The organism is Nonomuraea rubra (genome assembly GCF_014207985.1).
GTDB classification, from domain to species: domain Bacteria; phylum Actinomycetota; class Actinomycetes; order Streptosporangiales; family Streptosporangiaceae; genus Nonomuraea; species Nonomuraea rubra.
Genome location: NZ_JACHMI010000001.1, coordinates 4,994,397 through 5,019,034, shown reverse-complemented (window position 1 = coordinate 5,019,034; position 24,638 = coordinate 4,994,397). Strand labels below are relative to the sequence as shown.

Below are 24,638 nucleotides of genomic sequence, written 5' to 3'. Positions count from 1 at the left end.
CTCCAGGCGGGTTCAGATGTACAGCGTGTCGGGCTCGAGGCCGCACAGGATGCGCCCGTACAGCTCGGTGTTGGTGTTCGGGTGCATGAGCGCGTGCTGGTTGACCGCGTGCACGTCGCGCGCGATCCGCTGGATCGGGACGTCGCTGTAGATGGACGAGCCGCCGCTGGCGGTGGCCAGGATGTCCACGGCCTCCTTGCCGAGCCTGCACACGGCGCCCAGGTCGGCGCGGGCGCGTACCCGCTCCTCGACGCTCCACGCGGCGCCCTGCTCGCCCTTGTCGTCGACGGTCGTGGCCAGGCGGCCGGCGTGGAAACCGGCCTGGTCGATCTTGAAGGTGGACTCGGCGACCTGAAGGTGGGTCAGTGGCGCGGCGCTCTGGCTCTCGTACCCGGTGTAGGTGATCTTCCGCTGGGGCAGCCGCTCGAAGAAGGCCTCCCTGGCGGCCTCGGCCAGGCCGAGCACGGTGCCGACCGAGGAGGCGGAGGCCACGGGGAGCAGCGGCTGCCGGTAGATCGGCGAGCCGGCGTTGGCCCCGTCGGCGTGCACGCCCTCCACGATCGCGCCGAGCGGCATGACGCGCTCGGCGGGGACGAACAGGTCCTGCGCCACGGTGCTGACGCTGCCCGTACCGCGCAGGCCGGAGGTGTGCCAGTCGTCGACGACGATCAGGTCCGACATCGGGACCAGCGCCATGATCGGCTCCGGTGGCGCGTCCTCGCTGACGATGACGGCCACGATCTCCTGCCAGTGGCTGTGGTGCGCGCCGCTGACGAACCCCCACTTGCCGTTGACGACGATGCCGCCGTCCGTACGGGCGGCCATGGCGGTCGGGCTGAGCGTGCCGCAGATGCGCACGTCCGGCGTGGCGAACACCTCGTCCTGGACCGCCTCGGGGAAGTGGCAGGCCATCCAGGTCGGGATCCAGTAGACGGAGGCGACCCAGGCGGTGGAGCCGTCCGCCCTGCCCAGCGCGGTGGCCACGTCGACCAGCGTCCGGGTGTCGGCCTCGTGGCCGCCGTAGCGGCGGGGCGTCCTCAGCCTGAACACGCCCGCGTCGGCCATTGCTGCTATCGACTCCTCGTGGAGCCTGCGGTTCTCCTCCGCCCATGCCGCGTGCCCGCGCAGGACGGGCACGATCTCCGAGGCGCGGTGAACCAGGTCTTCCCGCGCCGGAGCATCGGTCACCAACACGATGTCCTCCCAGACGTCAGTCGAGGAACTGCCCACCTGAACGTCCCATTTGGACGTTGACGTGCGCATCTCCTGACGTGCGTGATTGCGTGGCACGCCAGGAGATGCGGGACCGGCGGAACGGGGGCGACGCTGGGGAAAAACCCGAGACGAAGGGTTCGCGCAGCATGACAGCCGTCACTCATGCCCCCGGAGCTCCGCCCGAGCCCGCTCTCACCCCCGACCTGGTCGTCGCGCGCGCGCAGGCCATGGTGCCCGCCCTGGCCGAGCGCCAGGCCGAGACCGAACAGCGCACCTTCTACGCGCCCGACACCCACGAGGCCTTCGCGGAGGCCGGCTTCTACCGCATCCTGGTGCCGCGCCGCTTCGGCGGCTACGAGTTCGGCGTGGAGACGTTCCTGCGGGTGTCGATGACGCTGGCGCGGGGCTGCCCCTCGACCGGATGGATGTACTCGCTCGGAACGGCGCACGCGCTGGCGGTCGCCACCCTGTTCGGCGAGCGGGCGCAGGCCGAGCTGTTCGCCACCGGCGACTTCGTCTGCCCCGCCACCGTGGCGCCCAGCGGCACCGCGACGCGCGGCCAGGACGGCCAGTGGATCCTCGACGGGACCTGGAACTACTGCTCGGGCGCCCCCTACGCCACCCACTTCATGGGGCACGTGGTGGTGGACGGCGCGCCCATGCTGTTCGTGGCGCCGCGCGACCGGTGGCGCCGCCTGGACGACTGGGGCAACCAGCTCGGCCTCAAGGGCAGCGGCTCGCACAGCGTCGTCTTCGAGCAGGCCTCGATCCCCGGGCACTACACGCTGCCCCTGCACCTGAGCCAGACGTCGGTGGCCGGCGGCACTCCCGGCCTGTCCCTGCACGGCAACCCCGAGTACGGCGGCGGCCCGCTCAGCTTCATGCTGCTGGACAGCGCCACCGTCATGCTGGGCATGGCCCAGGGCGCGCTGGACGCCTACGAGGACCTGATGCGGGTCAGGACGACCGTGTTCCCGCCGTTCTCGCTGCGGGCCGAGGACCCGGACTACCAGTTCTGGTACGGCGAGGCCGCCGGCCTCCTCGCCACCGCGGAGGCCGCCTGGTCGGACGCCGTCAGGCAATGGCAGCGGGCCTGCGCCGAGGGCTCGTTCACCAGGGAGCGCGACCTGCGGATCGCCACGATCAGCAGGGAGATCGCCCGGCTGTCGTGGCGCGCGGTGGAGCGCTGCCTCTTCCCCACCGCCGGGTCCAGCGCGGTGCGGAACGGGGAGCGGATCGAGCGGATCTGGCGGGACATGTCCACGTTGCACAGCCACGCCGGGTTCGCCGTCTTCCTGTCCACGGTCGCCAACCGGGAGCTGGCCCGCGCCCACTTCGGCCTCGGCTGACGGCACGACCCGCGGAATGGACCCGCGGAAAGAGGGGGTCCGCCCTGCGGGGCGGGCCCCCTTCTCCTGCTCCGGTCACTCGCCTCGGCCGGTCACTTGGCGAGCGCGGCCTCCTGGCCCTGCTCCGGCTGAGGCTCCGGCTCCGGGTGGTGGTGGCCCGCGAAGGGCGCCAGGTGGCGGAGCTGGGTCAGGGCCAGCAGCGCGAGCCCGGCGAACAGGACGGCGTTGACCGCGCCGACCACGTTCAGACCCGTGGTGAAGGCCGCGCGGGCGGCGTCCAGCAGCTCCGTGGCCTGGGCGGCGGGCAGCCCGGAGGCCGCGCCGACGGCGCCGTTGATGCTGTCACCGGCCACCGCCGGCGCACCGGCCGGCAGGACCAGCTCGCTGCGGTAGACGGCGGTGCCGAGCGTGCCCAGCGTCGCGATGCCCAGCGCCACGCCGAACTCGCCGCCCGTGGCCACCATGGACGCGGCCGAGCCCGCCTTCTCCGGCGGGCTGCTGGCCATGGCGACCTGGTTGACGAGCCCGCCCACGGGGCCGACGCCGAAGTAGCACACGGACAGGAAGACGATCAGCAGCACCACGGCGCCGACCGCGACCTGGGTGATCAGGAGCTGGCCGAGCACGGCGATGAGCATGCCGCCGCCCAGCACGTACGCCGGCCGTACCTTGGCGGCCACCCGCGGCGTGAGGTTGATGGAGACGATCAGCACGAGCGAGGGGATCAGCAGCCACAGCCCGGCGACCAGCGGCGACAGCCCCTCCACGGTCTGCAGGAACAGCGCGACCTCCATCCCCGTACCGGTCTGCAGCGAGCCGCACAACATCCCGATCAGGACCGCGGCGGTGAAGGCGCGATGGCGGAACAGGCGCAGGTCGAACAGCGGATGCTCAAGCGCCCGCTGCCTGCGCACGAACACCACGCCCACGACCAGCCCGGCGGCGATCGCCACGAGCGGTCCCGCCGCCCAGCCGTCCCGCGCCACGGCCTTGAGCCCGTAGATCAGCGGCAGGATCGCTCCCAGCGACAGCACGACGCTGAGCAGGTCCAGCCGCCCGCCGTCCGGATCGCGGAACTCCGGCAGCAGCGGCAGCGCCGCGATCAGCAGCAACATCACCGGCACGCCCATCACGAAGACCGAGCCCCACCAGAAGCGTTCGAGCAGCGCGCCGCCGACGGCGGGGCCGAGCGCGATGCCGACCATGAACGCGGTCCCCCACACGGCCATGGCCTGACCGAACTGCTTGGGGTCGCGGAACATGACGCCGATCAGCGACAGCGTCGACGGCAGCAGCGTCGCCCCGGCGATGCCGAGCAGCGCCCTGCACACGATCAGCATCTCGGGGCTGGTGGACATGGCCGCCACCAGGGAGACGAGGCCGAAGGCCGCCCCGCCGACCAGCAGCAGCCTGCGCCTGCCGATCCTGTCGCCCAGCGAGCCCATGGTGACCAGGAAGCCCGCGGTCATGAAGCCGTAGATGTCGGTGATCCAGAGCTGCTGCGTGGCGTTCGCGCCCAGGTCGACGCTCAGGTGCGGCAACGCCAGGAACAGCACGCTGATGTCCAGCGACACGAGCATGGTGGGCAGGGCCAGCGCGGCCAGCCCCATCCATTCCTTCCGCCCCGCGCGCGGGGCGCCGTCGTCGGTCACGTCCTCACTCCTCATCTCTTGCCGGTCAGGTGGTCAGCTCGATCCGGGTGTGGTCGCCCACCACCAGCCGGTGGTGCGCCTGTCCAGGCGCCACGGTGGTGAAGCGTCCGATGAGCGAGCCGCGCAGGCTGGCCTCCTCGATCGAGGCGCCGTGGAGCACGATGGAGTCGGCGATGCGGGTGGCGCGTACCACGCAGCCCGTGCCGATGGAGGTGTTGGGGCCGACGTGGCTGTCCACGATGAGGGTGTCCGCGCCGATGATCGCCGGCCCCTCGATCGTGGAGGCGACGATGCGCGCGCCGGGCTCGATGACCACCTCGCCGCGCACGTCGCTGATCCCGTCGAGCTGGCCGGCGATGCCGCGGGCCTGCGTGGCCAGCATCCTGCGGTTGCAGTCGAGGACGTCGTCCACCCGGCCGGCGTCGGTCCAGTACCCGTCGTACACGCTCGCCCGCACCTCGAGTTGGTGGTCGACCATCCACTGGACGGCGTCGGTGATCTCCAGCTCGCCGCGCCGTCCCGGCGTGATGTGCTCGACGGCCTCGTGGACGGCGGCGGTGAAGAAGTAGACGCCGACCATCACCAGGTCGCTGGCGGGCCGTTCGGGCTTCTCCGTCACGCGCAGGACGGCGCCCGCCGCGTCGAGCTCCGCCACGCCGAACGCCCGGGGGTCGGCCACCCGGCGCACCACGAGCTGCGCGGCGGGGCGCAGGGCGCGGAACTCCTCGGCGATCGGCCCGATCCCGCCGGCCAGCACGCAGTCCCCGAGGTACATGACGAAGTCGTCGTCGCCGAGGAAGCGGCGGGCCAGCTTGACGCAGTGGGCCAGCCCCAGCGGCCTGGGCTGGCTGATGTAGGTGACGTGCGCCCCGAACCTCGAGCCGTCGCCGACGACCTCGGCGATCTGCGCCCGCCTGTCGCCGACGACGAGACCGATCTCGGTCACGCCCAGCTCGCGCAGGCTCTCCAGCACATGCTCAAGGACCGGCTTGTTCGCGATCGGGATGAGCTGCTTGGGCATGGAGTGGCTCAGGGGGCGCATGCGGGTGCCTGACCCGCCGGACAGCACCAGAGCCTTCATGCTGGCCAGAATCCCAACGGCGGGGTCCCGGCAGCATCTCTGACCGTGCTGGATGACAGGCGGTGGCGTCCTTCACCAGGTCAGACCGTCATCCGGCGGCTCGCCCCTGTCCTCGCCCGGTCAGCCAGCCGCGCCGGCGTTCCGGCCGGCCAGTTCGGCGGCGAGGACGGGGCCGATGACGCTGAGGGGGCCGGGCCGCATCATGTCCACGTGCCGGCAGTCGACGCGGCGCACGTCGAGCCGGCCGTCGATGTGGCGGGCCCAGGCGTGCGGCGTCAGGGTGCCCCTGCTCTCCCTGGCCGCCTCCAGGTGGAGCACGTCGCCGCGGAAGGTGCCGGGCAGTGCCCGCCGTACGGCGGCGCGGGTGGCGAGCGCGGTCTCCACGAGCTCCGACAGCAGCCGCTCGCTCAGGCCCCTGTCACGGGCCAGGCGCCGCAGCACGGGCGCGGCCTCGTCCTCCGGGCCGCCGGGGTGGTGGCGGGCGCCGAGGTCGCTCGCGATCGTACGGGCGAGGTCGAGCCTGTCACGCGCGGGATCCGCCGGGGGCGGGTGCTCCCCCGTGCTCGGGAAGGAGTCGAGCAGCGCGAGGAAGCCGACGTCCGCCCCCTCCCGCTGCAGCCCGCACGCCACCGCGTGCGCGATGCTGCCGCCCGCCGACCAGCCCATGAGCTGGTACGGCCCGTCCGGCTGCACCTCGCGGATCGAGGCGAGGTGGCCGGCCACCATCGCGGGCAGGTCGCACGCGGGTGGCCGCCGCGCCTGAAGGCAGTACACGGGGCGCCGGCCCAGGTAGGGCAGCAGGCCCGCGTAGCACCAGCCGAGCCCCGACAGCGGATGAACGCAGAACAGCGGCACGCCGGCGCCGGTCGTCCGCAGCGGCAGCAGCACCTCCGTGTCCGGGAGCACCGCAGCCTGTCCGCCGGTCATGCGTCCTCATGCGTACGCCGCCGCTCCCCCGCCGCCCCGGGCACGGTGGTGGCGCCGTCCGCGATCCTGGCCAGCAGGTCCGCCAGCGGGCCCGGCGTGGAGATCATCGGCCAGTGCCCGGTGTGCAGGGTCTCGAAGTCCCAGCCGGGCGCCATGCGCATGGCGTCCACGTCAGGAGAGAGCCGGCCGCGCACGTGCTCCATGGAGCAGACGACGTACGTGGCACGCTGGTCGGCGAGCGGCCGGTTCAGCTTGGCGGGGTCGGACAGGGTGCGCCCGGGGTGGCCCACGAAACGCCGCGCCAGCGAGTGCGCCTGCCGCGCGGTCAGCCCCTGCCCGTCCCCCACCACGGAGGCGTCCGGCGCCGGCCACCGCCCGGAGTTGCCGGCGATCTGCCGCAACTCGCTGCCACGCACCCGCTCGGGAAAGACGTGCAACATCGACCTGCCGTCATGCGGCAGGAACCCCTCGATGAACACCGTGTGCGCCACCCGGTCCGGCACCCGGTCGGCGACCTGGCCGACCACGAGGCCCGCATAACTGTGCCCGGCCAGCACCACGTCACGCAGGTCCCGCTCCTCCAGCAACGCCATGACGGCCTCCACGTGGGTCTCCAGGCCCACGTGCGAGACGTCCTCCCTGGCGCTGGCCAGCCCGGGCAAGGTGATGGCCTGCGCGTCGTGGCCGTGCCCGCGCAGGCGCTCCTGCACCGCCTCCCAGCACCAGGCTCCCATCCACGGGCCGGGCACGAGGACGATCTGTCTCTTCATGGCGCTCTCCATTCACCAACCGCGTTCAGGTCACGTCAATGCCTGTCCTCTCACTGTCGGGCCGGCCGGGGCGGCGCTCCATGGAGGCGCGTGGCAGGAAGGTGCAACGCGCCTGCAGCTTGCTGACTCCGTTTTATCTGGTTTGCCGGCCGCCGGGATCGCAAAGTTGGAAGTGCAAGCGAGAACGGCCCGAAAAACAAATGACTGAGAAAGAGGCAGTGAAATGACGAACTCGATTCTTTCCCCGCGGGTTTCCGGCAGGATTGTCAAGCTCGCGGCGGCGGTTGCGACCTTCGGTGCGGCTTTCGGATTGGGCGCCGGCGCGCTGGACCTGGTTGCGGACCGGGCGGCCGACTCGGTGCTGGCCGACCCGAACACCTGGCCGGTCCCCGCCGTTGACCCCGCCAACACCTGGCCCAAGACGCTCGCGGCTCCCGACCCCAACACCTGGCCGATCCCGGCTTCCGACCCCGACAACACCTGGCCGTCCGCCTAGAAGGGAGAGCCCGGACAATTGTGCCGCCCTTGACGATGAAGGGAGCGATATAAAACGAACACCACGAAAAGACCCCCGCGGAGGCCGCGGGGGTCTTCGTTTTGTTGTGCGCGGGCTGCCGCCCGGGGCGATTCTTCGTTTTCCCGCACACCGCTGAGCGGCCGCCGTGATCGGCGACCGCTCCGCGTCTCGTGGCGTCACCCCTCCTGGCCGGTCACGCCGACGGCTGCTTCTCCCACGCCCGGTAGGCCGTCTCGCGAAGCTCCTCGTCGGCGGTCCGCTCGACCTTGGCCATGGCCAGCCGCAGGATGGGCGGCGCCATGACCGAGGTCACGACGGCCACCAGGATGATCATGGTGTAGACCTCGACGCTCAGGATGCCGAGCCGCAGCCCCACCATCGCCACCACGACCTCGATGACCCCGCGCGCGTTGAGCCCGGCCCCGAGGGCGAGCGCCTCCCACCGGTTGAGCCTGCTCAGCTTGGCGCCCGCGTACACGCCGAGGAACTTGCCCACGACGGCGACGGCCAGGATCGCCAGCCCGGCCAGCAGCACCGGCGGCTCGCCCAGCGCGGTCAGGTCCATGCGCAGGCCCGCCGTGGCGAAGAAGACGGGGGCGAGCGCGCCCAGCACCACCGTGCGCAGCGGCGCGAGCTTGGCGGCGTCGACCTTGCCGGCGCTGCCGATGAGGATGCCCATCACGAACGCGCCGAAGACGGCCTCCAGCCCCAGCGCGTGCGTGGCCGCGCCGGCGAGCACGATGAGCACGACCGTGGTGGCCACCGTGGGCCCGGCCCCCTCCGACCTGGCGGCGAGCCTGAGCGAGCCGCGCACCAGCGGCCTGCCGACGGTGAGCGCGAACACGACGATCGCCACGAGGCAGGCCAGGGACGTCAGCACGGTGCCCGCCGACACCGCGTGCACGGCCATGGCGCTGACGATCGACAGCATGAACCAGCCGAACGCGTCGTCGATCATGCCCGCGGTGAGCGAGAGCTGGCCGACGTTGCGGTGGATGAGTTTCATGTCCATCAGCGTCTTGGCCAGCACGGGGATGGCGCTGACGCACATGGCCACCCCGAGGAACAGCGCGAACACCGTGGTGTCGGCCCCGTCGGGGATCAGGGCTCCGGGAACGAGGAACCCGGCCGCCACGCCGAACCCGAGCGGCACCACGAGCCCGCCCACGCTGACTCCCGCCGCCGTCCCCGCGCGCCTCCGGACCAGCCCCATGTCCAGGTGCATGCCGGTCAGCCCGACGAGCAGCATGACACCGAGCTGCCCGACCGCGTCCAGCAGGTGGAACTGGCCGGCCTGCGCGGGGAACAGCCACTGCTGGAGGTCCGGCGCGAGATGCGCCAGCAGCGACGGCCCCACCAGCACGCCGGCGAGCAGCTCGCCGACCACGGAGGGCAGTTTCAACCGGGTCGCGAGCGAGCCCAGCGCGAGCGCCAGGAGCAGCAGCAGGCCGACCTGGAGCAGGAAGATCATTAACTGGTGGGCGCCGATGGGGGCAACGGGAGCCATGTCTTCTCCTCAGCAATACAGGTGGGGAAAGGCGGCGCCGCGGGTGCGCGGCGCCCGAGGGAACGGTCAGGCGGCGATGCGCTTGCGGTCGACCTTGCCGGTGGACGTGCGCGGGAACGGGTGCTCGACCAGCCGGATGGCCGACGGGATGGCCGCCCGCGGCAGCCGGGTCGCGCAGTGCGCGCGCAGGCGCAGGCCGGACAGCCCGCTGGTGTGCGCCCTGCGGACGAACGCGGTGAGCCGGACCTCGTCCCCGTCGCGGGCCGGGACGACGACGGCCTCGACGACGTCGTCGTGCTCCAGCAGGACGCGCTCGATCTGCTCGGGATTGACCCGGACGCCGCGCACCTTGAGCTGGAAGTCGTCCCGGCCGACGAGGAACAGCCGGCCGTCGGGGTCGCGGCGGACCAGGTCGCCGGTGCGGAAGTAGGTGCGCCCGTCGGCGCCGGTGACGAACCGGGCGGCCGCCGTACCTGGATCGGAGGTCAGGTAACCGCTGGTCTGGAACGGCGTCCGGACCAGCAGCTCGGCGGCTCCCGCCCGCTGCGGGTCGGCCGAGTGCTCGTACACGGCGACGACCCCGGGCAGCGGCTCGCCGATCGGCAGGGGGCCGGGCGCGGCGGCCTCGGCCGCGTCGAACTCGTGCCAGAAGCTGTCGTTGGTCTCGGTACAGCCGTAGACGTTGTAGTAGCGGGCGTTCGGGAACCGCTTCGGCAGGGTGGCGCGGAGCGACGCCGGCGCGTGGTCGCCGGTGACGATGACGTGCCGTACGCGCGGGAACGCCCCCTCGTCCAGCAGCTGGTACAGCATGGGCACGCCCTGGACCACGGTCACCTGGGAGGCGGCGAAGAAGTCGCGCACGTGCCGCGGGTTGGCGGCCACCCCGGGGTCGACCAGGGCGGCGCAGCCGCCGTGCCGCAGCGTGGCCCAGATGTCGAGCAGGCACAGGTCGAAGTTGAGCGGCGCGTAGTTGAGCACCACCTCGCCCGGCCCCAGGCCGAAGGCGTCGCCCGCCCAGCCGGTGAAGCGGGTCACCGCGCCGGAGGAGAGCGGGACCAGTTTCGGGGTCCCGGTCGAGCCGGAGGTGGTGAGGACGAAGGCGGTGTGCGCGGCGGTGACGGGTGCGGGCTGGGGCAGCGGCGGGCCGTCAGTGCCGCCGGTGATGACCCGGGTGACCAGGTCCGGGTGCTCTTCGGCCTGCTCGGCGTCGGTGGCCAGGATCTGCGCGCAGCCGGCCCGTTCGCACAGCTCGCGGAGCGCGACCGGGCCCAGGTCGATCGGCGGGAGCAGCACCGGGCGGCCGGCGGCGAGGCAGGCCAGCACGAGCGCGATCGCCTGCGGTGACTTCTGGGCGAGCACCGCGACGGGGCCGGGGGGCAGGGTGGTCAGCTCGGCCTGGGCGTGCCCGGCCAGCGCGGCCAGCTCGCCGTAGGCGACCGTCCCGGTACGGGTCAGCAGGGCGGGCGCGGCGGGATCGTTCTTCGTCCGAGCGATGAATCCGGAAAGCAGGTCAGATGTCATGAAGGTCGCCCATCGGTAGTGGTGGATACCACGAGCCTCTTCGATGGGCGACCTCGGAACCAGGATGATCGGCGTCAGCTACGTGCCGGTGACCGGCAGGTTCCTGCCGTCAGGACCGTACGTCCTCCAGCTCCCTGGCCGGGGTGACCTCGCCCTCGGCGCGGGTGGCCAGAACGGACCCGGCCAGGATCAGCACGAAGGAGACGACGATCAGCGCGGTCAGCGGCTCCTGGAGGACGAGCACCCCGGCGGCGATCGCCACGGCCGGGTTGACGTACGTGGACACCAGCGCGCGCGACGGGCCGGCCTCCTTGATCAGCTCGACGTACACCACGAACGCCAGCCCCGTGCAGAGCACCCCCAGCCCGGCGAGCGCGACCAGCACCGAGCCGCTGGGCATGGCGGTGGGCCAGGTCCAGGCGGCGGCGGGGGCGTAGACGAGCGCGGCGAAGGCGAGGCAGGCCGCGGTCAGCGGGATGGTGGGCACGTCCCGCAGGTAGCGGTCGGCGATCAGCGGGGCGAGCGCGTAGGCGAGCACGGTCAGCAGCACCTCGGTGATCGACCAGGCGCTCCCGCCCTCCAGGTGCGGCCCGGCCAGGACGGCGGCGCCGACGAGGCCGAGCGCCATCCCGGCCCAGCGGGTCCTGCCGAGCCGTTCCTCGCCGCCGGTCATCCGGGCCAGCAGCACGCCGAGTATCGGCGCGGCGGCGATCAGCAGCCCGGCGGTGGAGCTGGACAGCGTCCGTTCGGCGTCGGACAGCAGCCACCAGGGCGCGAGGATCTCCAGGAAGGCGAACGCGATGACCGGCCGCCAGTGCCGCCGGAGCATCCCCAGCTGCCCGCCGCGCAGCGCCAGGGGCAGGAGCAGCGCGGCCCCGATGGCGGTGCGGGCGAAGACCAGCACGGGCACCGACACCTCGCTCACCGCGACCTTGATCAGCAGGTAGGGAATTCCCCACATGACAGAAATCAGGGCGAACAGCACCCAGCCACGGCGGCTCATATCGCGACTCCTTCCGGGAATTCACCCCGGCGGCGAATTCCTGCGTGCAGGCACTTCTTTCGAGTACTAGCACGCCCGCCCGTCGCGGGTCTTCTTCCAGCGTGCTCACTTTTCTCCGGACAACACCCTTGACTTTATTTGCCGAGAACGGTCAGGATCGGCATTGCGCATGTATTGGCGGCCATCCGGTGGCAGTGTACGATCTGGCCCGTGGCCCCTGCCACACCACGTCGTCAAAAACGGAGGAATGCGCAATGGCCGACAAAACCCCGAATCCCGCGATGCGGCAGCTCGACGTTCTCATCGGCACCTGGAAGGTGACGAATCTCGAGGACGGCAAGGAGACCGACCAGGGCACCGTCAGGTTCGAGTGGCTGGACGGCGGGTTCTACCTCGTCCAGCACGTCGACCTGGGCGTCAGCAAGTCGATCGAGTACATCGGCTACGACCCCGAGACCGGCACGCTCAAGTCGCACCTGTTCGGCCAGTCCCACGAGATCCTCAAGTACACCTGGGAGGTCGACGGCGACACCCTGACCATCTGGTACGGCGACCCGGGCTCGCCCGCCCGTTTCGTCGGCAAGTTCAACGAGGACCGCACGGCCAACACCGGGGCCTGGGAATGGCCCGGGGGCGGTTATCAGTCGACCATGGTCAGGGCCTAGTTCATTTTTCGTCCGTGGCCGGCGCGCGGTGCCGGGTGACCGTCCGGCACCGCGCACTCTGAAAGATGCGTCCGCCTGCGCGCAGAGGTGATGCTGCGATTCGTGGACATCACACAGGTGATTAGAGAATTCGTGGTGACCGAGTATCTTCCGGATACTCCGCCCGACGAGCTCGAGGTCGACTACGACCTTTTCCGCAACGGGGTGATCAACAGCCTCGATCTGCTGAGGCTCATTTCCTGGCTGAAGGATCATTTCGGTATCCCCGTCGACGAGCTCGACATCGTCCCGGAGAACTTCCGCACCGTGGCGGCCATCCGCGATTTCGTCGACTCAGCCCTGCCGGCACCAGCAGAACGGACACTCAAATGATCATTCGCAAGCTTTCCGAGGTGGAGCCGGTCGCGTGGGGGAACGGGCTCAGCCACCGGTTCCTGGTCGAGGACGACGGCATGGGGTACACGCTCACCGACACGACCGTCTGGGCCGGGACCAGCTCCCCCCTGGAGTACCGCAAGCACCTCGAGGCCTGCTACTGCATCAGCGGCACGGGCGCGGTGGTCGACTCCGACGGCCGTACGCACGACCTGGAGCCGGGCACCATGTACGCCCTCGACCAGAACGACCCGCACCACCTGATCGCGGCGCCCGGCGAGGACCTGCGCCTGATCTGCGTCTTCTCGCCCGCGCTGCGCGGCGACGAGCGCCACGCGCTCGACGAGGCCGCGTTCTCCTGCTACTGACGGATCTGATCTCGCATGTACGAGTGGAGCGAAGAGCATCGCGAGCTCAGAGCCGAGTTCGCGCACTGGTACGAGACGCTGGGCGAGGGCCACCTCGAAGCCGACAGGGACTCCGGGCTGCCGCCGCGCGCGTGGGAGCGGGTGCGCGCCTCGGGGCTGCTGCGGCTGCCGTTCCACGCCGAATGGGGCGGCCGCGGCCTCGACCTGCTCAGCACCATGTACGTTCTGGAGGGGCTGGGCGAGGGCTGCCGGGACGGCGGCCTGTGCTTCTCGATCTGCACGCAGATCGTCAGCGCCGGGATCCCGCTGCAGCGCTTCGGCAGCGCCGAGCTCAAGGCCCGCCACCTGCCGGGCATCTGCGACGGGGGCACGATCACCGCGCACGCGATCACCGACCCGAACGGCGGCTCCGACGTGCTGGGCATGGGCATGACGGCCAAGCCCGACGGCGACGACTGGATCCTCGACGGGGACAAGGTGTTCGTGACGAACGGCCCGGTGGCCGATCTGATCGTGGTGTACGCGCTGACCGACGCGAGCCTGGGCCCGTTCGGCCTGACCGCGTTCCTGGTGGAGCGCGGCACCGAGGGGGTGCTGGCCGGCGCTGACGTGCCGAAGATGGGCCTGCGCACCTCGCCGCTCGGCGAGCTGTCGCTGCGCGGCTGCCGCGTCCCGGCGGCGAACGTGCTGGGCCGGCCCGGCATGGGCTTCGCGGTGCTGGACCACGTGATGCGCTGGGAGATCCTGTGCTCGTTCATCGTCCAGGTCGGGGCGATGCAGCACCGGCTGGACCGGTGCGTCGAGCACGCCACGCGGCGCCGCCAGTTCGGCCGCCCGATCGGCTCGTTCCAGATGATCGCCGACCAGATCGTGGACATGAAGATCGGGGTGGAGACCTCGCGGCGCTGGCTGTACGACGCGGCGGAGGGGTTCGTCCGCGGCCGGGACGTCACCACGGACATCGCGATCGCGAAGGTGCTGGCCAGCGAGGCGAACGTCAAGTCGGCGCTGTCGGCCGTGCAGATCTTCGGCGGGCGCGGCTACCTGACCGAGACCGGCCTGGAGAAGGACCTGCGGGACGCGGTCGGCGGCACCATCTACTCCGGCACCTCGGAGATGCAACGGATCCGCATCGCGCGGATGCTCGGCCTCAAGGAGTCACAGACATGACCGCTGACCTGGCCGCCACCGCGTTCCTGGACGCCGGCCATCCCGTGGTGCGGGACTTCGCCACCCGCGCGACCGCCGGCGCCGCGACCCCCGCCGACCGGGCGGTACGGCTCTACTACGCGGTCCGGGACGACATCCTCTACGACGTCTACGACATCGACATGTCCCGCGACGGGCTGCGGGCCAGCACGGTCATCTCCCGCGGCAGCGGCTTCTGCCTGCACAAGTCGATCGTCTACGCCGCCGCCGCCCGGTCGCTGGGCATCCCGGCCAGGCTGGTCTTCGCCGACGTCCGCAACCACCTGGCCTCCGGGCGGCTCAAGGAGCTCGTCGGCGGCGACGTGTTCCGCTTCCACGGCCTGGTCTCGATCCGGCTGGACGGCCGCTGGGTGAAGGCGACCCCGGTGTTCAACAAGACCCTCTGCCGCCTGTACCGGCTCAAGCCGCTGGAGTTCGACGGCACCGCCGACAGCGTCTACCACCCGTTCGACGAGTCCGGGCGGCGGCACATGGAGTTCCTGCGATGGCACGGGGAGTTCGACGACTTCCCGTACGAGCTGGTCCTGGACGCGTTCAGGACGGAGCACCCCCGGCTGCTGGACGGCCACGACCAAACCGTGAAGGGCTCGCTGACAGCCGAGGCGAGTGCCCAGATCTCGATCGTGTGAGGTTCCCCTTGAACGAGCGCGTCAAATACACCCTGTCCGAGGACGACATCCCCCACTCCTGGCTCAACATCGCCGCGGACTTCGGGGCCGCGGCGCCCATCCTGGACCCCGCGACGGGCGAGCCGGTCAGCCTCGCGGAGCTCGCCAAGTCGATGGCGGAGCCGCTGATCGAGCAGGAGCTCAGCACCGAGCCGGAGTTCGAGATCCCCGGGCCCGTCCGCGACATCTACCGGCAGTGGCGGCCGACCCCGATGTACCGGGCCCGCAGGCTGGAGCGCGTGCTGGACACCCCGGCACGCATCTACTACAAGTACGAGGGCGTCGCGCCGAGCGGCAGCCTCAAGCCGAACTCGGCGGTCCCGCAGGCGTACTACAACAAGCAGGCCGGCCGGACCGGCCTGGTCACGGAGACCGGCGCGGGCCAGTGGGGCACCGCGATCGCGTCGGCCGCCGCGATGTTCGGGATGACCGCGAAGGTGTTCATGGTCGGGGTCAGCTTCCGGCAGAAGCCGTACCGGCGGGCGCTGATGGAGTCGTACGGCGCCGTCTGCTCCGCCAGCCCCAGCCCGGAGACGGCGGCCGGGCGGGCCATCCTGGCGGAGGACCCGGACCACCCGGGCAGCCTGGGCATCGCCAAGTCCGAGGCGATGGAGGTGGCGTGGAGCAACCCCGAGCTGGGCTACACCCGGGGCAGCTCGCTGAACCACGTGTGCGCGCACCAGACCGTCATCGGCCAGGAGGCGATCGCCCAGATGGCGCTCGCCGAGGACTACCCCGACATCGTGGTCGGCCCGTGCGGCGGCGGCAGCACGCTGGCCGGGATGTGCTTCCCGTTCCTGCGGGACAAGCTGCGCAACGGCCGCGACATCCGGCTCATCGCCGCGGAGCCGGTCGCCTGCCCCACCCTGACCAGGGGCAGGATCGCCTACGACCACTCCGACGCGGCGCGGCTCACCCCGCTGTCGCGGATGCACACGCTGGGCCACCGGTTCGTGCCGCCGCCGGTGCACGCCGGCGGCCTGCGGGCGCACGACAGCTCGCCGCTGATCAGCCAGGCCGTCGAGAACGGGCTGATGGAGGCGGTCGCGCTGCGGCAGGTGGCGGTCTTCGAGGCGGGGATCACGTTCGCCCGCGCCGAGGGCATCCTGCCGGCGCCCGAGTCCAGCCACGCGGTGAGGGCCGCCATCGACGAGGCGCTGCGGTGCCGCGAGGAGGGGCGTTCCAAGGCGATCCTCATCGCGCTGTCGGGGCACGGGCACTTCGACCTGGCGGCGTACGAGAAGTACCTGAACGGCACGCTGCCTGACGACGAGCCCAGCGAGGAGGTGTTCCAGCAGGGGCTGGACAGCATCCCGCAGCTCGCCACGTTGTAGACCACCACCCGATGGGGGGCTCCGGCCGGAGCCCCCCATCGGCATGCGGTCGCGGCGTCCGCCTGACCGGCGGCCTGGTCGGCGGCCCTGGTCGGCGGCCCTGGTCGGCGGCCCTGGTCGGCGGCCCTGGTCGGCGGCCCTGGTCGGCGGCCCTGGTCGGCGGCGCTGATCGTCTGCGGGGCGTGAGAGCCGGTGTGGGCGGCTCCCCCGCCCACACCATTGTCCGCCCGTGGCCGGCGGCGGCCGGACTCTGGCCGATCAAGTCTTGCTCAAGTATCTTTACGAACGGATTGACCGTGTCCCGCCAGACGGCTTCGAGGAGACCGTTCCATGCGCGTGGTCATCGCCGGCGCCGGCATCGCCGGGTTGACCGCCGCCCTGAGCCTGCACGCCGCCGGCATCTCCGACGTGACCGTCCACGAGGCGGTGGCGGAGCTCCACCCGCTCGGCGTCGGCATCAACATCCTCCCGCACGCCATCCGCGAGCTCATCGAGCTCGGCCTGGCCGACCGGCTGGCCGCGATCGGCGTCGCGACCGCGGACCTGACCTTCCTCACCTCGCGCGGGCAGCACATCTGGTCCGAGCCGCGCGGGCAGGCCGCGGGCTACCGGTGGCCGCAGTACTCGATCCACCGGGGCCGGCTGCAGATGATGCTGCTGGAGGCCGTACGCGAGCGCCTCGGCCCCGGCGCGGTGGTGCTGGGCTCCCCCGTCACCGGCCTCGACCACGACGCCGACCTGCTCGTGGGCGCCGACGGCATCCGCTCCACCGTCAGGCAGGCGCTCTTCCCCGGCGAGGGCGAGCCGCTGCCGGGCGGCGACGTGTTGTGGCGCGGCACCACGTACGCCAAGCCGTTCATGACCGGCAGGTCCATGCTCATGGTCGGCGACAGCACTCAGAAGCTCGTCATCTACCCCATCGCGCCGCCCGGTGACGACGGCACCCAGCTCATCAACTGGGCCATCCAGCGCGCCGCGCACGTCGAGGGCGTGCCCCGCGGCGACTGGAACCAGCGGGTCGGCGTGGAGAAGGTCCTGCCGCACGTGGAGGGCTGGCACTGCGACGAGCTGGACGTGCGCGCGCTGATCGCCGACGCGCACCAGGTCCTGGAGTACCCGCTCGTCGACCGCGACCCGCTGCCGTACTGGTCCACGGATCGGGTGACGCTGATGGGCGACGCCGCGCACCCGATGTACCCGACCGGCTCCAACGGCGGCACCCAGGCCGTGATCGACGCGCGGGTGCTGGCGTACGCGCTGGCGAACGGCCTGGGCCTGAAGTTCTACGAGGAGCAGCGCCGGCCGGTCACCGGCAACGTCGTGCTCGCCAACCGCGGTGACGGGCCCGAGGTCATCCTGCGGCTGACGCACGAGCGGGCGCCGCACGGGTTCGGCGACATCGAGGACGTCATGCCGCTGGCCGAGCGCGAGGAGATCGCGCTGCGCTACAAGAAGCTGGCCGGCTTCGAACCGGCCACGCTGAACGCCCGCCGCAGCTGGTCGGTCTCGAGCCGCCCGCACTGAACGCGGGCCGCGGCGGCCCCGGGCCGGCGGCCCGCGAGGTCCCGCGCCGCGCGGGCCGGGGAGAATGGACCGCATGGACGACCAGGTCATCGTGTTCTCGTACGGCACGCTGCGCCAGCGCGACGTGCAGCTCTCCGTGTTCGGGAGGGAGATCGCCGGCACGCCCGACCGGCTGCGCGGCTACCGGCTGGCCATGCTGGAGATCACCGACCCGCATGTGATCGCGATCAGCGGCGCCGCGCACCACCCGATCCTGACCGCCACGGGCGACCCCGGCGACCTGGTCGAGGGCACCGCGCTCCGCCTCACCCCCGCCGAGCTCGCCGCGGCCGACGCCTACGAGGTCGGCGACTACCGGCGCGCCCTGGTGCCGCTGGCGTCCGGGCTGAAGGCGTGGGTGTACGCGGCGGACCACGGCGCACGGGAGGATGACTCCTCGGCAGGATGAGAGCCGGCCGGCCTTTCCCCGGTGTTCATGCGGGGTAGGCGTGGGTCTCGGTGGCCTTGACGGACGCCCAGATCCGCTGGCCGGGGGTCAGGTCGAGGTCGGCCAGGGCGGCGGGGGTGATGTCGGCGAAGACGGTGACGGGCCCGTCGAGGTGGACGCGTACGTTGTCGCCGTGCCGTTCGATGCCGTCGACGCGGGCCTCCCACAGGTTGCGGGGGCTGCCGTCGGGGCGGGTGCGGTAGAGGGCGACGGCGGCGGGCGGGAACGCCACGAACGCGGCCCCTTCTAGGTGTTCCGAGGTGTGCAGCAGCAGCTCGCCGACCTTGACCCGGGCCCCGCCGGCCACGCCGCGATACAGGTTGAGTCCGACCAGGCGGGCGACGTAATCCGTGCGGGGGCGGCGGGCGACCTCGGCCGGCGGGCCCTCCTGCACGACGGCGCCCCGCTCGATGACGACCAGCCGGTCGGCCAGCACCATCGCGTCCAGCGGGTCGTGGGTGACCAGGACGGTGACGCCGTCGAAGTCGGCGAGGTGGCGGCGGAGCCGGGAGCGGATCTCCAGCCGGGTGTGCGCGTCGAGTGCGGCCAGCGGCTCGTCCAGCAGGAGCAGCTCGGGCCCGACGGCCAGCGCCCGCGCGAGCGCGACCCGCTGCGCCTGGCCGCCGGACAGCTGGCGTGGCCTGGCGGCGGCGCGGTCGGCGAGGCCGACGCGCTCCAGCAGCTCGGCGGCGGCGCGGCGGGACTCGGCCTTGGACACGCCCTGGCAGCGCGGCCCGAACGCGACGTTGTCCAGCACGCTCAGGTGCGGGAAGAGCAGGTAGTCCTGGAAGACCATGCCGATGGGGCGGCTCTCGGCGGGCAGCGTGTGCAGCGGCCTGCCGCGCAGCGTGATCTGCCCGCCGGACATGGCGGTCAGCCCGGCCAGGGCGCGCAGCGCGGTGGTCTTGCCCGCGCCGTTCGGGCCGAGCAGCGCCACCACCTCACCGGGGGCGACCTTCAGGGCGAGGTCGAGGGTGAAGGCGGGCCTGGTGACCACGAGCCTGGCGTCCAGCGTCATGGCGCGCTCACCCACCGGTCGCGCAGGCTGGCCAGGATGACCACCGACACGGCGAGCAGCACCAGGCTGAGCACGATCGCCGCCTCCGGGTCGGTCTCCAGGGCCAGGTAGACGGCCAGCGGCATCGTCCGCGTGGTGCCGGGGAAGTTGCCGGCGAACGTGATCGTCGCCCCGAACTCGCCAAGCGCCCGCGCCCAGCACAACACCGCCCCCGCCACCACACCCGGCATCACCATCGGCAGCGTCACCCGCCGGAACACCGTCCACCGCGAGGCCCCCAGCGTGGCGGCCGCCTCCTCGAACCGCTGGTCGGCGCCGCGCAACGCGCCCTCCACGCTGATCACCAGGAACGGCATCGCGACGAACGCCTCCGCGATGATCACACCCGCGGTCGTGAACGGCAGCGTGATCCCGAAACTCGACTCCAGCCACTGCCCGGCCAGCCCGCGCCGGCCCAGCACGAGCAGCAGCGCCACGCCGCCGACCACGGGCGGCAGCACCAGCGGCACCGTGACCAGGGCCCGCACCACCCGCCGCCCCGGGAACTCGACCCTGGCCAGCAGCCAGGCCAGCGGCACGCCGAGCAGCAGGCACGCGGCGGTCGCGACGGTGGCGGTCACCAGCGACAGCCGCAGCGCCTCCAGCACGTGCGGCTCGGCCAGCCGCTGCGGCAGCGTGGACCACGGCGCCCGTACCAGCAGCCCCGCCAGCGGCAGCACCAGGAACGCCAGCCCCGCCAGCGCGGGCACGACCAGGATCCACGGCAGCCGCGAGGACACCTCGCGGCGCGGCCGGGCCTGGCCCGGCTGTTCCTGCACGGGAGCGCTCATCCTGATCAGGGCACCTCGAAGCCGGCCTTGGTCAGCACGTCCCTGCCCTGCTGCGACAGCACCAGGTCCACGAACTGCCGGGCCGCCTCACCGGCCGGGGCCTCGGCCAGGGTGGCGATCGGGTAGTCGTTCACCGCCTGGTCGGCCTCCGGGAACGCGATGCCCCGCACCTTCCCGCCCGAGGCGATCACGTCGGTCCGGTAGACCAGCGCCGCGTCCACCTCGCCCAGCTCCACCTTCGTCAGCGTGGCCTTCACGTCCTGCTCCAGGGTGACAGGCGTGACCTTCAGCCCGGCCGCGCCCAGTGCCTTGGCCGCCGCCGCCCCGCACGGCACCTGCTCGGCGCAGAGCGCCACCTTCACCCCGGGTCCGGCCAGGTCCTTCAGCTCGTCCACCTTGGCAGGGTTGTCCGCGGGCACGGCGATCTGCAGCTTGTTGCGGGCAAACGAGGCCGGCGAGCCCGCCGGCGACGCGTCGGTGACCGTCTTCATCGTGGCCGGGCTCGCCGCCGCGAACACGTCCGCCGGCGCGCCCTGGACGATCTGCTGGGCCAGCGTGGCGCTGGAGCCGAAGTTGAACCGCACCGTCGTGCCCGGATGCGCGCTCTCGAAGACCTTGCCGAGCTCGGTGAACGTACCGGTCAGCGAGGCCGCCGCGAACACCGTCACCTCCTTCGCCCCCGCGCCGGCGGCCGACGTGGCCGTCGCACCCGAGCCGGTGCCGGAGCCGCAACCGGCCAGGCCCGCCACCATGAGTGCGACGGGCAGGGTGAGCACCCATCGGGAAAGACGCCTGAACACCAAGGGACGGCTCCTCACACCTGACCGGCCACGCGCTCGTGACCGGGGATCTCCACGACGACGTTGGTCGACTTGATCACGGCGACCGCCACCACCCCCGCCTCCAGGCCCAGCTCGTCGGCGGCCTGGCGGCTCATCAGCGACACCACCCTGAACGGCCCGGCGGCGATCTCCACCTGCGCCATCACCGCGTCGCGGACCACCTCGGTCACGATCCCCCTGAAGCGGTTGCGGGCCGAGGAGCGGCCGCCGTCGTCGTTCTCCTCGATCTGCGCGCGGGCGAACGCGGCCAGGTCGGCGCCGTCCACCCGCCGGTGGCCGTGCTCGTCGCGCTCGGCGGCCAGCCTGCCGGCGTCCACCCAGCGGCGGACGGTGTCGGAGCTGACGCCGAGCAGCGCCGCGGCCTCACTGATCCGAAACGTCGTCACAAGCCCACACTCTACCCGCCGCACTTTCCAGCCAGAAGGCCCCTGTGCCGCCGCAACCGCGTGTCGTTGCCCGGCTTAGGCCTGGCATCCACGAGAGGGCGAGCGGTCGGGCCACGTCCCGGCGGGTCATCCGGCCGGGTCGATGCCCTTGCGGATGGCGGCGGCGAGTCGCGCGGCGAGGCGGTCGCGCTCGGCGAGGCGGGCCGCGGCGCGCCAGGCGAGCCGGGAGATCCAGCGCAGGTTCTCCCCGACCGGCCCGGCCAGGAGCCCGCCCGCGTGCTCCACTGCGGCCCGGTAGTGGGCGGCGGCCTCGCGGTGGGCTCCCTGCCGGGCCGCGCCCGCCCCGGCGAGTTGCCCGTAGTGCAGGACGGCGGCCGAGTCCCCCGCGTTCAGCGCGTGGTGGACCAGCCGTCCGGGGTCGATGCCGGGCGCGTCCGCCAGAAGGGCGGGAACGCGGCGGTGCAGCGCGACCCGCCGGGCGGGCGACAGCGACTCCTCCACCGCGCCGCGCAACAGCTCGTGCCGGAACGCGACCCCGTCCCAGGCCGGCACCAGCACCCCGGCGTCGACACACGTCTCGACCAGCTCCGGCACTCCCGCCACGACGGCCGCGTCCGCGCGGGTCGGCATCGCGGACACCAGCCTGGCCAGATCCCTGGCGGGCTCGGGCAGTGACCGCAGCCGGTCGAGGATGAGGTCCTGTACGGTGCTCGGCACCGCCGCGCCGTCGCTGCCGAGCAGCTCGGTGACCAGCAACGGGTTCCCGCCGGTCAGCCGGTGGACCGTCGCCGGGTCCCGCCCGGCCCGGCGTACCAGCTCGGTCACGCAGGCGCCCGCGCGCCGCACCGCCGCGCGAACTCCCCGACCAGCACGGACTTGCCGATCCCTGCCTCGCCGGCCACCACCGCCACCCGCCCGCCCCGCGCGCTCTCGCTCAGCAGGCCGTCCAGGAGTTCCAGGGTCGCGGAACGCTCCCACAGCTCCACGACCCCGATCGTAGCCCGCGGCGGGCGAGCCGATCGGGGGATCAGGCGGCCTGCCCGGCCAGGTAGTCGCCGTGCTCCAGGTCGCGCGGCTCCAGGTGGGAGAACAGCTCCACGTCCCGGTCCACGTCCGGCTCCCGCGCGATCCGCCCGTCGATGCTCGCGATCGCCCCGGCCCGCGCCACGTGCGCTCCCCTGCCGGACGCCACTAGCCTGGCCTGCCATGACGCACGGCCCTCAGCAGCCCTTCCGCAACTCCCCCCATCCACCGCAGCAGCAGCCGTTCACGCCGCCGCCCGTGGTGATCGACGTCGGCGCGGACGCCAAGGTCAGGGCGCTGGCCGGTGGCTCGGTGGCGGGCGTGATCGGGTTGATCGCGATCGGTTCGGCGCTGACGGGGCAGACCACGGGCGGCGGGGGCACCGCGGTCGCCGTCGGGCTGGTGGGGCTGGTGTTCCTGGGCATCGGGCTGCTGCCCGTCGTCGCGTGGAAGAAGGTCGGCCGGCCGCGGCGGCTCGTGTTCGACTCCTTCGGCGTGCGCTGGGACGATCCGCAGGGCAGGCCGTGGGCAGTGGCCTGGGCGGAGCTGTCGGGGGTGGGCATCTCGCGCACGAGGCAGCGCCGGGTCAAGCCGGCCGACTACCTCATGCGCAAGACGATGGTCAGGCTCGACCTGTTCCCGGCCGACCAGGGGTTCCGGTCGCGGCACCAGGAGATGGAGCACCTGTGGGAGTTCCACACCGTCAAGAACGGCTACCGGCTGCCGCTCGGGTCCAGCCCCAAGTACATCCCGGTCATCGAGGGGGCGATGCGGCAGTACCGTCCGGGGGCGTACCTGGGGATCAAGGACGAGGGTTTCGTGGTCGGCCTGGTCTGAGCGGTCAGTCGCCGCCGGGCGTGACGAGGCCCGTCTCGTAGGCGACGACGACCGCCTGGGCGCGGTCGCGCAGCGCGAGCTTGGTGAAGATGCGGGCGACGTGCGTCTTCACCGTCGCCTCGCTGAGCGTCAGCGCGTACGCCAGCTCGGCGTTCGACAGGCCCTTGCCCATGAGCGTCAGCACCTCCAGCTCGCGCGGTGTCAGCGTGGCGAGGTCCGCGTGCGCGCCGGCGGGCGGCGGGCCGGGGACACGGTCGGCGGCGGCGAAGCGCTCGACGAGGCGGCGGGTGATCGAGGGGGCCAGGAGCGCGTCGCCGGTGCCGACCAGGCGGACGGAGGCGGCCAGGTGCTCGGGGGTGACGTCCTTGAGCAGGAAGCCGCTGGCGCCGATCGTCAGGGCGGCGTAGACGTACCGGTCGAGGTCGAACGTGGTCAGCATGATCACCCGGCAGTGCGGATCGTGGGCGAGCAGGCGGCGGGTCGCCTCCAGGCCGTCCATGACGGGCATGCGGATGTCCATCAGGACCACGTCGGGGCGCAGCCTGAGCGCCTCCGCCACCGCCTGCTCGCCGTCGGCGGCCTCGCCGGCCACGTCGATGCCGCGGGCGGTCAGTATGAGCCGGAACCCCACGCGGACCAGCTCCTGGTCGTCGGCGATGAGCACCCGGGGAGCCGCGTTCACGGGCGCTCCAGCGGGATCCTGGCCCGTACCCGGTAGCCGCCGCCGAGCCGGCGACGCGCGTCGAGGTCCCCGCCGTACACGGCGACCCGCTCACGCAACCCGATCAGCCCGCGCCCTGACCCACCCGCCGTCCGCTCACCGTCAGGACGGGGACGGCGGGTGGCGCCGGTGAGGACGCTGGGGCCGCTGTTCAGGACCTCCACCCGCAGGTACTGGTCGGTGTAGCGGACGCTCACCTCGGCCCTGGCCGCCTCCCCGTGCTTGAGCGCGTTCGTCAGCGCCTCCTGCACGATCCGGTACGCGGTCACGTCGATCCCGGCAGGAACCGGGCGCGGCTCGCCGGAGATCCGCACCTCCACCGGCAGCCCGGCGAACGCGATCCGGTCGGCCAGCGCACCGAGCTGCCCCAGCCCCGGCTGCGGCGCCAGCCCGGCCCCGTGACCGTCGTCGTCACCGTCGGGCGAGGGCGCCAGCAGCCCCAGCAGGTGACGCAGCTCGGTCATCGCGTCCCGCCCGGCCGCCTCGACGGCCCGCAGCGCGGTCTCCGCCTCGCCCGGCATCGTGGGCAGCACCTCCCTGGCGGCCCCGGCCTGCACCACCATGAGGCTCACGTTGTGGCTGACGATGTCGTGCAGCTCCGCCGCGATCCTGGCCCGCTCGGCGTCCACGGCCGCGCGGGCGGCGCCGTCCCGCTCGCGTTCCAGCAGCCGCCCCTGCTCGGCCAGCACGGCCCGGTAGCGCCGCCGCGTACGCACCAGGGCCGCCGCCAGCCACACCACCGCGCCGCAGGCGAGCGTCAGCGCGGCGACCAGCCATTCCCACACCCGATCATCTTCGCGCGGCACGCC

The 24,638-nt window shown here is 72.5% G+C and carries 28 protein-coding genes; 11 read left to right on the top strand and 17 right to left on the bottom strand.

From position 1 onward, the window contains the following. Window positions 1-12 precede the first annotated feature (12 nt). Window positions 13-1,194 (bottom strand): acyl-CoA dehydrogenase family protein, encoded by a 1,182-nt coding sequence (locus tag HD593_RS22865; RefSeq protein ID WP_312903629.1) that lies wholly within the window; start codon window positions 1,192-1,194, stop codon window positions 13-15. A 167-nt stretch (window positions 1,195-1,361) separates the two neighbouring features. Here HD593_RS22865 and HD593_RS22860 point away from each other — a divergent pair, with 167 nt between their 5' ends. Then, window positions 1,362-2,564: an acyl-CoA dehydrogenase family protein gene (locus HD593_RS22860; protein ID WP_185104167.1), complete on the top strand. Its 1,203-nt coding sequence runs from the start codon at window positions 1,362-1,364 to the stop codon at window positions 2,562-2,564. A gap of 92 nt (window positions 2,565-2,656) precedes the next feature. Here the strand turns inward: HD593_RS22860 and HD593_RS22855 are convergent, their stop codons facing one another. The 4 genes from HD593_RS22855 to HD593_RS22840 all read right to left on the bottom strand — a co-directional run bounded on the left by HD593_RS22855 (window position 2,657) and on the right by HD593_RS22840 (window position 6,994). Continuing rightward, on the bottom strand, window positions 2,657-4,216 hold the full coding sequence (locus tag HD593_RS22855) for an MFS transporter (RefSeq protein ID WP_185104166.1): 1,560 nt from the start codon (window positions 4,214-4,216) through the stop codon (window positions 2,657-2,659). A 25-nt stretch (window positions 4,217-4,241) separates the two neighbouring features. Further along, window positions 4,242-5,297, bottom strand: a complete 1,056-nt coding sequence (locus HD593_RS22850) for a glucose-1-phosphate thymidylyltransferase (protein WP_185104165.1) — start codon at window positions 5,295-5,297, stop codon at window positions 4,242-4,244. A gap of 120 nt (window positions 5,298-5,417) precedes the next feature. Continuing rightward, window positions 5,418-6,224 carry a thioesterase domain-containing protein gene (locus HD593_RS22845; protein ID WP_185104164.1) on the bottom strand — a complete coding sequence of 269 codons (807 nt, stop codon included), beginning with the start codon at window positions 6,222-6,224 and terminating at the stop codon, window positions 5,418-5,420. Next, the gene (locus tag HD593_RS22840) at window positions 6,221-6,994 is read right to left on the bottom strand and encodes an alpha/beta fold hydrolase (protein ID WP_185104163.1); all 774 of its coding nucleotides are present in this window, start codon (window positions 6,992-6,994) and stop codon (window positions 6,221-6,223) included. The genes HD593_RS22845 and HD593_RS22840 overlap by 4 nt, the downstream gene beginning before the upstream one ends. A gap of 223 nt (window positions 6,995-7,217) precedes the next feature. Here HD593_RS22840 and HD593_RS22835 point away from each other — a divergent pair, with 223 nt between their 5' ends. Continuing rightward, entirely contained in the window at window positions 7,218-7,490 is a 273-nt protein-coding gene (locus HD593_RS22835; protein ID WP_185104162.1) for a hypothetical protein, read from the top strand. A gap of 214 nt (window positions 7,491-7,704) precedes the next feature. Here the strand turns inward: HD593_RS22835 and HD593_RS22830 are convergent, their stop codons facing one another. The 3 genes from HD593_RS22830 to HD593_RS22820 form a co-directional block, all read right to left on the bottom strand. Next, entirely contained in the window at window positions 7,705-9,018 is a 1,314-nt protein-coding gene (locus HD593_RS22830; protein ID WP_185104161.1) for a cation:proton antiporter, read from the bottom strand. 66 nt (window positions 9,019-9,084) lie between these two features. Further along, entirely contained in the window at window positions 9,085-10,539 is a 1,455-nt protein-coding gene (locus HD593_RS22825; protein WP_185104160.1) for an AMP-binding protein, read from the bottom strand. A gap of 109 nt (window positions 10,540-10,648) precedes the next feature. Beyond that, window positions 10,649-11,542, bottom strand: coding sequence for a DMT family transporter (locus HD593_RS22820; protein WP_185104159.1), 894 nt, complete (start codon window positions 11,540-11,542; stop codon window positions 10,649-10,651). 254 nt (window positions 11,543-11,796) lie between these two features. Here HD593_RS22820 and HD593_RS22815 point away from each other — a divergent pair, with 254 nt between their 5' ends. The 8 genes from HD593_RS22815 to HD593_RS22780 all read left to right on the top strand — a co-directional run bounded on the left by HD593_RS22815 (window position 11,797) and on the right by HD593_RS22780 (window position 18,133). Continuing rightward, complete coding sequence (locus HD593_RS22815) at window positions 11,797-12,207, top strand: hypothetical protein (protein ID WP_185104158.1); 411 nt, start codon at window positions 11,797-11,799, stop codon at window positions 12,205-12,207. A gap of 102 nt (window positions 12,208-12,309) precedes the next feature. Beyond that, complete coding sequence (locus HD593_RS22810) at window positions 12,310-12,579, top strand: acyl carrier protein (protein WP_221524899.1); 270 nt, start codon at window positions 12,310-12,312, stop codon at window positions 12,577-12,579. Next, entirely contained in the window at window positions 12,576-12,950 is a 375-nt protein-coding gene (locus HD593_RS22805; RefSeq protein WP_185104156.1) for an ectoine synthase, read from the top strand. Before HD593_RS22810 ends, HD593_RS22805 begins: the two co-directional genes overlap by 4 nt. Window positions 12,951-12,965: 15 nt before the next feature. Then, on the top strand, window positions 12,966-14,120 hold the full coding sequence (locus tag HD593_RS22800) for an acyl-CoA dehydrogenase family protein (RefSeq protein WP_185104155.1): 1,155 nt from the start codon (window positions 12,966-12,968) through the stop codon (window positions 14,118-14,120). Then, window positions 14,117-14,788: a transglutaminase-like domain-containing protein gene (locus tag HD593_RS22795; RefSeq protein ID WP_185104154.1), complete on the top strand. Its 672-nt coding sequence runs from the start codon at window positions 14,117-14,119 to the stop codon at window positions 14,786-14,788. The genes HD593_RS22800 and HD593_RS22795 overlap by 4 nt, the downstream gene beginning before the upstream one ends. An 8-nt stretch (window positions 14,789-14,796) precedes the next feature. Further along, window positions 14,797-16,161, top strand: a complete 1,365-nt coding sequence (locus tag HD593_RS22790; RefSeq protein WP_185104153.1) for a TrpB-like pyridoxal phosphate-dependent enzyme — start codon at window positions 14,797-14,799, stop codon at window positions 16,159-16,161. Between the two features lie 330 nt (window positions 16,162-16,491). Then, a complete protein-coding gene (locus tag HD593_RS22785) occupies window positions 16,492-17,685 on the top strand; it encodes a flavin-dependent oxidoreductase (RefSeq protein ID WP_185104152.1) in 1,194 nt (397 codons plus the stop codon). 73 nt (window positions 17,686-17,758) lie between these two features. Continuing rightward, the gene (locus HD593_RS22780) at window positions 17,759-18,133 is read left to right on the top strand and encodes a gamma-glutamylcyclotransferase family protein (RefSeq protein ID WP_221524898.1); all 375 of its coding nucleotides are present in this window, start codon (window positions 17,759-17,761) and stop codon (window positions 18,131-18,133) included. Window positions 18,134-18,158: 25 nt separating this feature from the next. On the opposite strand, the gene HD593_RS22775 is transcribed toward HD593_RS22780, so the two are convergent. From HD593_RS22775 to HD593_RS22745, 7 genes are all read right to left on the bottom strand, one after another. Further along, window positions 18,159-19,190 carry an ABC transporter ATP-binding protein gene (locus HD593_RS22775; RefSeq protein WP_185104150.1) on the bottom strand — a complete coding sequence of 344 codons (1,032 nt, stop codon included), beginning with the start codon at window positions 19,188-19,190 and terminating at the stop codon, window positions 18,159-18,161. Next, a complete protein-coding gene (locus tag HD593_RS22770; RefSeq protein WP_185104149.1) occupies window positions 19,187-20,020 on the bottom strand; it encodes an ABC transporter permease in 834 nt (277 codons plus the stop codon). Before HD593_RS22770 ends, HD593_RS22775 begins: the two co-directional genes overlap by 4 nt. Before the next feature lie 5 nt (window positions 20,021-20,025). Next, on the bottom strand, window positions 20,026-20,820 hold the full coding sequence (modA, locus tag HD593_RS22765) for a molybdate ABC transporter substrate-binding protein (RefSeq protein WP_379478807.1): 795 nt from the start codon (window positions 20,818-20,820) through the stop codon (window positions 20,026-20,028). Window positions 20,821-20,834: 14 nt separating this feature from the next. Beyond that, window positions 20,835-21,248 (bottom strand): TOBE domain-containing protein, encoded by a 414-nt coding sequence (locus HD593_RS22760; RefSeq protein WP_185104148.1) that lies wholly within the window; start codon window positions 21,246-21,248, stop codon window positions 20,835-20,837. A gap of 126 nt (window positions 21,249-21,374) precedes the next feature. After that, window positions 21,375-22,073 carry a hypothetical protein gene (locus HD593_RS22755; protein WP_185104147.1) on the bottom strand — a complete coding sequence of 233 codons (699 nt, stop codon included), beginning with the start codon at window positions 22,071-22,073 and terminating at the stop codon, window positions 21,375-21,377. Next, window positions 22,070-22,234 carry an AAA family ATPase gene (locus HD593_RS22750; protein WP_185104146.1) on the bottom strand — a complete coding sequence of 55 codons (165 nt, stop codon included), beginning with the start codon at window positions 22,232-22,234 and terminating at the stop codon, window positions 22,070-22,072. Before HD593_RS22750 ends, HD593_RS22755 begins: the two co-directional genes overlap by 4 nt. A 41-nt stretch (window positions 22,235-22,275) precedes the next feature. Then, window positions 22,276-22,416 (bottom strand): hypothetical protein, encoded by a 141-nt coding sequence (locus tag HD593_RS22745; RefSeq protein WP_185104145.1) that lies wholly within the window; start codon window positions 22,414-22,416, stop codon window positions 22,276-22,278. A 38-nt stretch (window positions 22,417-22,454) separates the two neighbouring features. On the opposite strand from HD593_RS22745, the gene HD593_RS22740 reads away from it, so the two are divergent. Next, window positions 22,455-23,108, top strand: a complete 654-nt coding sequence (locus tag HD593_RS22740) for a hypothetical protein (protein ID WP_221524897.1) — start codon at window positions 22,455-22,457, stop codon at window positions 23,106-23,108. A gap of 4 nt (window positions 23,109-23,112) precedes the next feature. Here HD593_RS22740 and HD593_RS22735 read toward each other — a convergent pair whose 3' ends face one another. Together HD593_RS22735 and HD593_RS22730 are read right to left on the bottom strand one after the other, a co-directional pair. Beyond that, the gene (locus HD593_RS22735) at window positions 23,113-23,790 is read right to left on the bottom strand and encodes a response regulator (protein ID WP_185104144.1); all 678 of its coding nucleotides are present in this window, start codon (window positions 23,788-23,790) and stop codon (window positions 23,113-23,115) included. Further along, window positions 23,787-24,635 carry a sensor histidine kinase gene (locus HD593_RS22730; protein WP_221524896.1) on the bottom strand — a complete coding sequence of 283 codons (849 nt, stop codon included), beginning with the start codon at window positions 24,633-24,635 and terminating at the stop codon, window positions 23,787-23,789. Before HD593_RS22730 ends, HD593_RS22735 begins: the two co-directional genes overlap by 4 nt. Window positions 24,636-24,638: the final 3 nt, after the last annotated feature.

Bases quoted from the DNA above. Each gene is read 5' to 3' on its own strand.
- HD593_RS22860 (WP_185104167.1), top strand. From the start codon at position 1,362: ATGACAGCCGTCACTCATGCCCCCGGAGCTCCGCCCGAGCCCGCTCTC.
- HD593_RS22850 (WP_185104165.1), bottom strand. From the start codon at position 5,297: ATGAAGGCTCTGGTGCTGTCCGGCGGGTCAGGCACCCGCATGCGCCCC.
- HD593_RS22845 (WP_185104164.1), bottom strand. From the start codon at position 6,224: ATGACCGGCGGACAGGCTGCGGTGCTCCCGGACACGGAGGTGCTGCTG.
- HD593_RS22840 (WP_185104163.1), bottom strand. From the start codon at position 6,994: ATGAAGAGACAGATCGTCCTCGTGCCCGGCCCGTGGATGGGAGCCTGG.
- HD593_RS22835 (WP_185104162.1), top strand. From the start codon at position 7,218: ATGACGAACTCGATTCTTTCCCCGCGGGTTTCCGGCAGGATTGTCAAG.
- HD593_RS22830 (WP_185104161.1), bottom strand. From the start codon at position 9,018: ATGGCTCCCGTTGCCCCCATCGGCGCCCACCAGTTAATGATCTTCCTG.
- HD593_RS22825 (WP_185104160.1), bottom strand. From the start codon at position 10,539: ATGACATCTGACCTGCTTTCCGGATTCATCGCTCGGACGAAGAACGAT.
- HD593_RS22820 (WP_185104159.1), bottom strand. From the start codon at position 11,542: ATGAGCCGCCGTGGCTGGGTGCTGTTCGCCCTGATTTCTGTCATGTGG.
- HD593_RS22815 (WP_185104158.1), top strand. From the start codon at position 11,797: ATGGCCGACAAAACCCCGAATCCCGCGATGCGGCAGCTCGACGTTCTC.
- HD593_RS22805 (WP_185104156.1), top strand. From the start codon at position 12,576: ATGATCATTCGCAAGCTTTCCGAGGTGGAGCCGGTCGCGTGGGGGAAC.
- HD593_RS22800 (WP_185104155.1), top strand. From the start codon at position 12,966: ATGTACGAGTGGAGCGAAGAGCATCGCGAGCTCAGAGCCGAGTTCGCG.
- HD593_RS22795 (WP_185104154.1), top strand. From the start codon at position 14,117: ATGACCGCTGACCTGGCCGCCACCGCGTTCCTGGACGCCGGCCATCCC.
- HD593_RS22785 (WP_185104152.1), top strand. From the start codon at position 16,492: ATGCGCGTGGTCATCGCCGGCGCCGGCATCGCCGGGTTGACCGCCGCC.
- HD593_RS22780 (WP_221524898.1), top strand. From the start codon at position 17,759: ATGGACGACCAGGTCATCGTGTTCTCGTACGGCACGCTGCGCCAGCGC.
- HD593_RS22775 (WP_185104150.1), bottom strand. From the start codon at position 19,190: ATGACGCTGGACGCCAGGCTCGTGGTCACCAGGCCCGCCTTCACCCTC.
- HD593_RS22770 (WP_185104149.1), bottom strand. From the start codon at position 20,020: ATGAGCGCTCCCGTGCAGGAACAGCCGGGCCAGGCCCGGCCGCGCCGC.
- HD593_RS22740 (WP_221524897.1), top strand. From the start codon at position 22,455: ATGACGCACGGCCCTCAGCAGCCCTTCCGCAACTCCCCCCATCCACCG.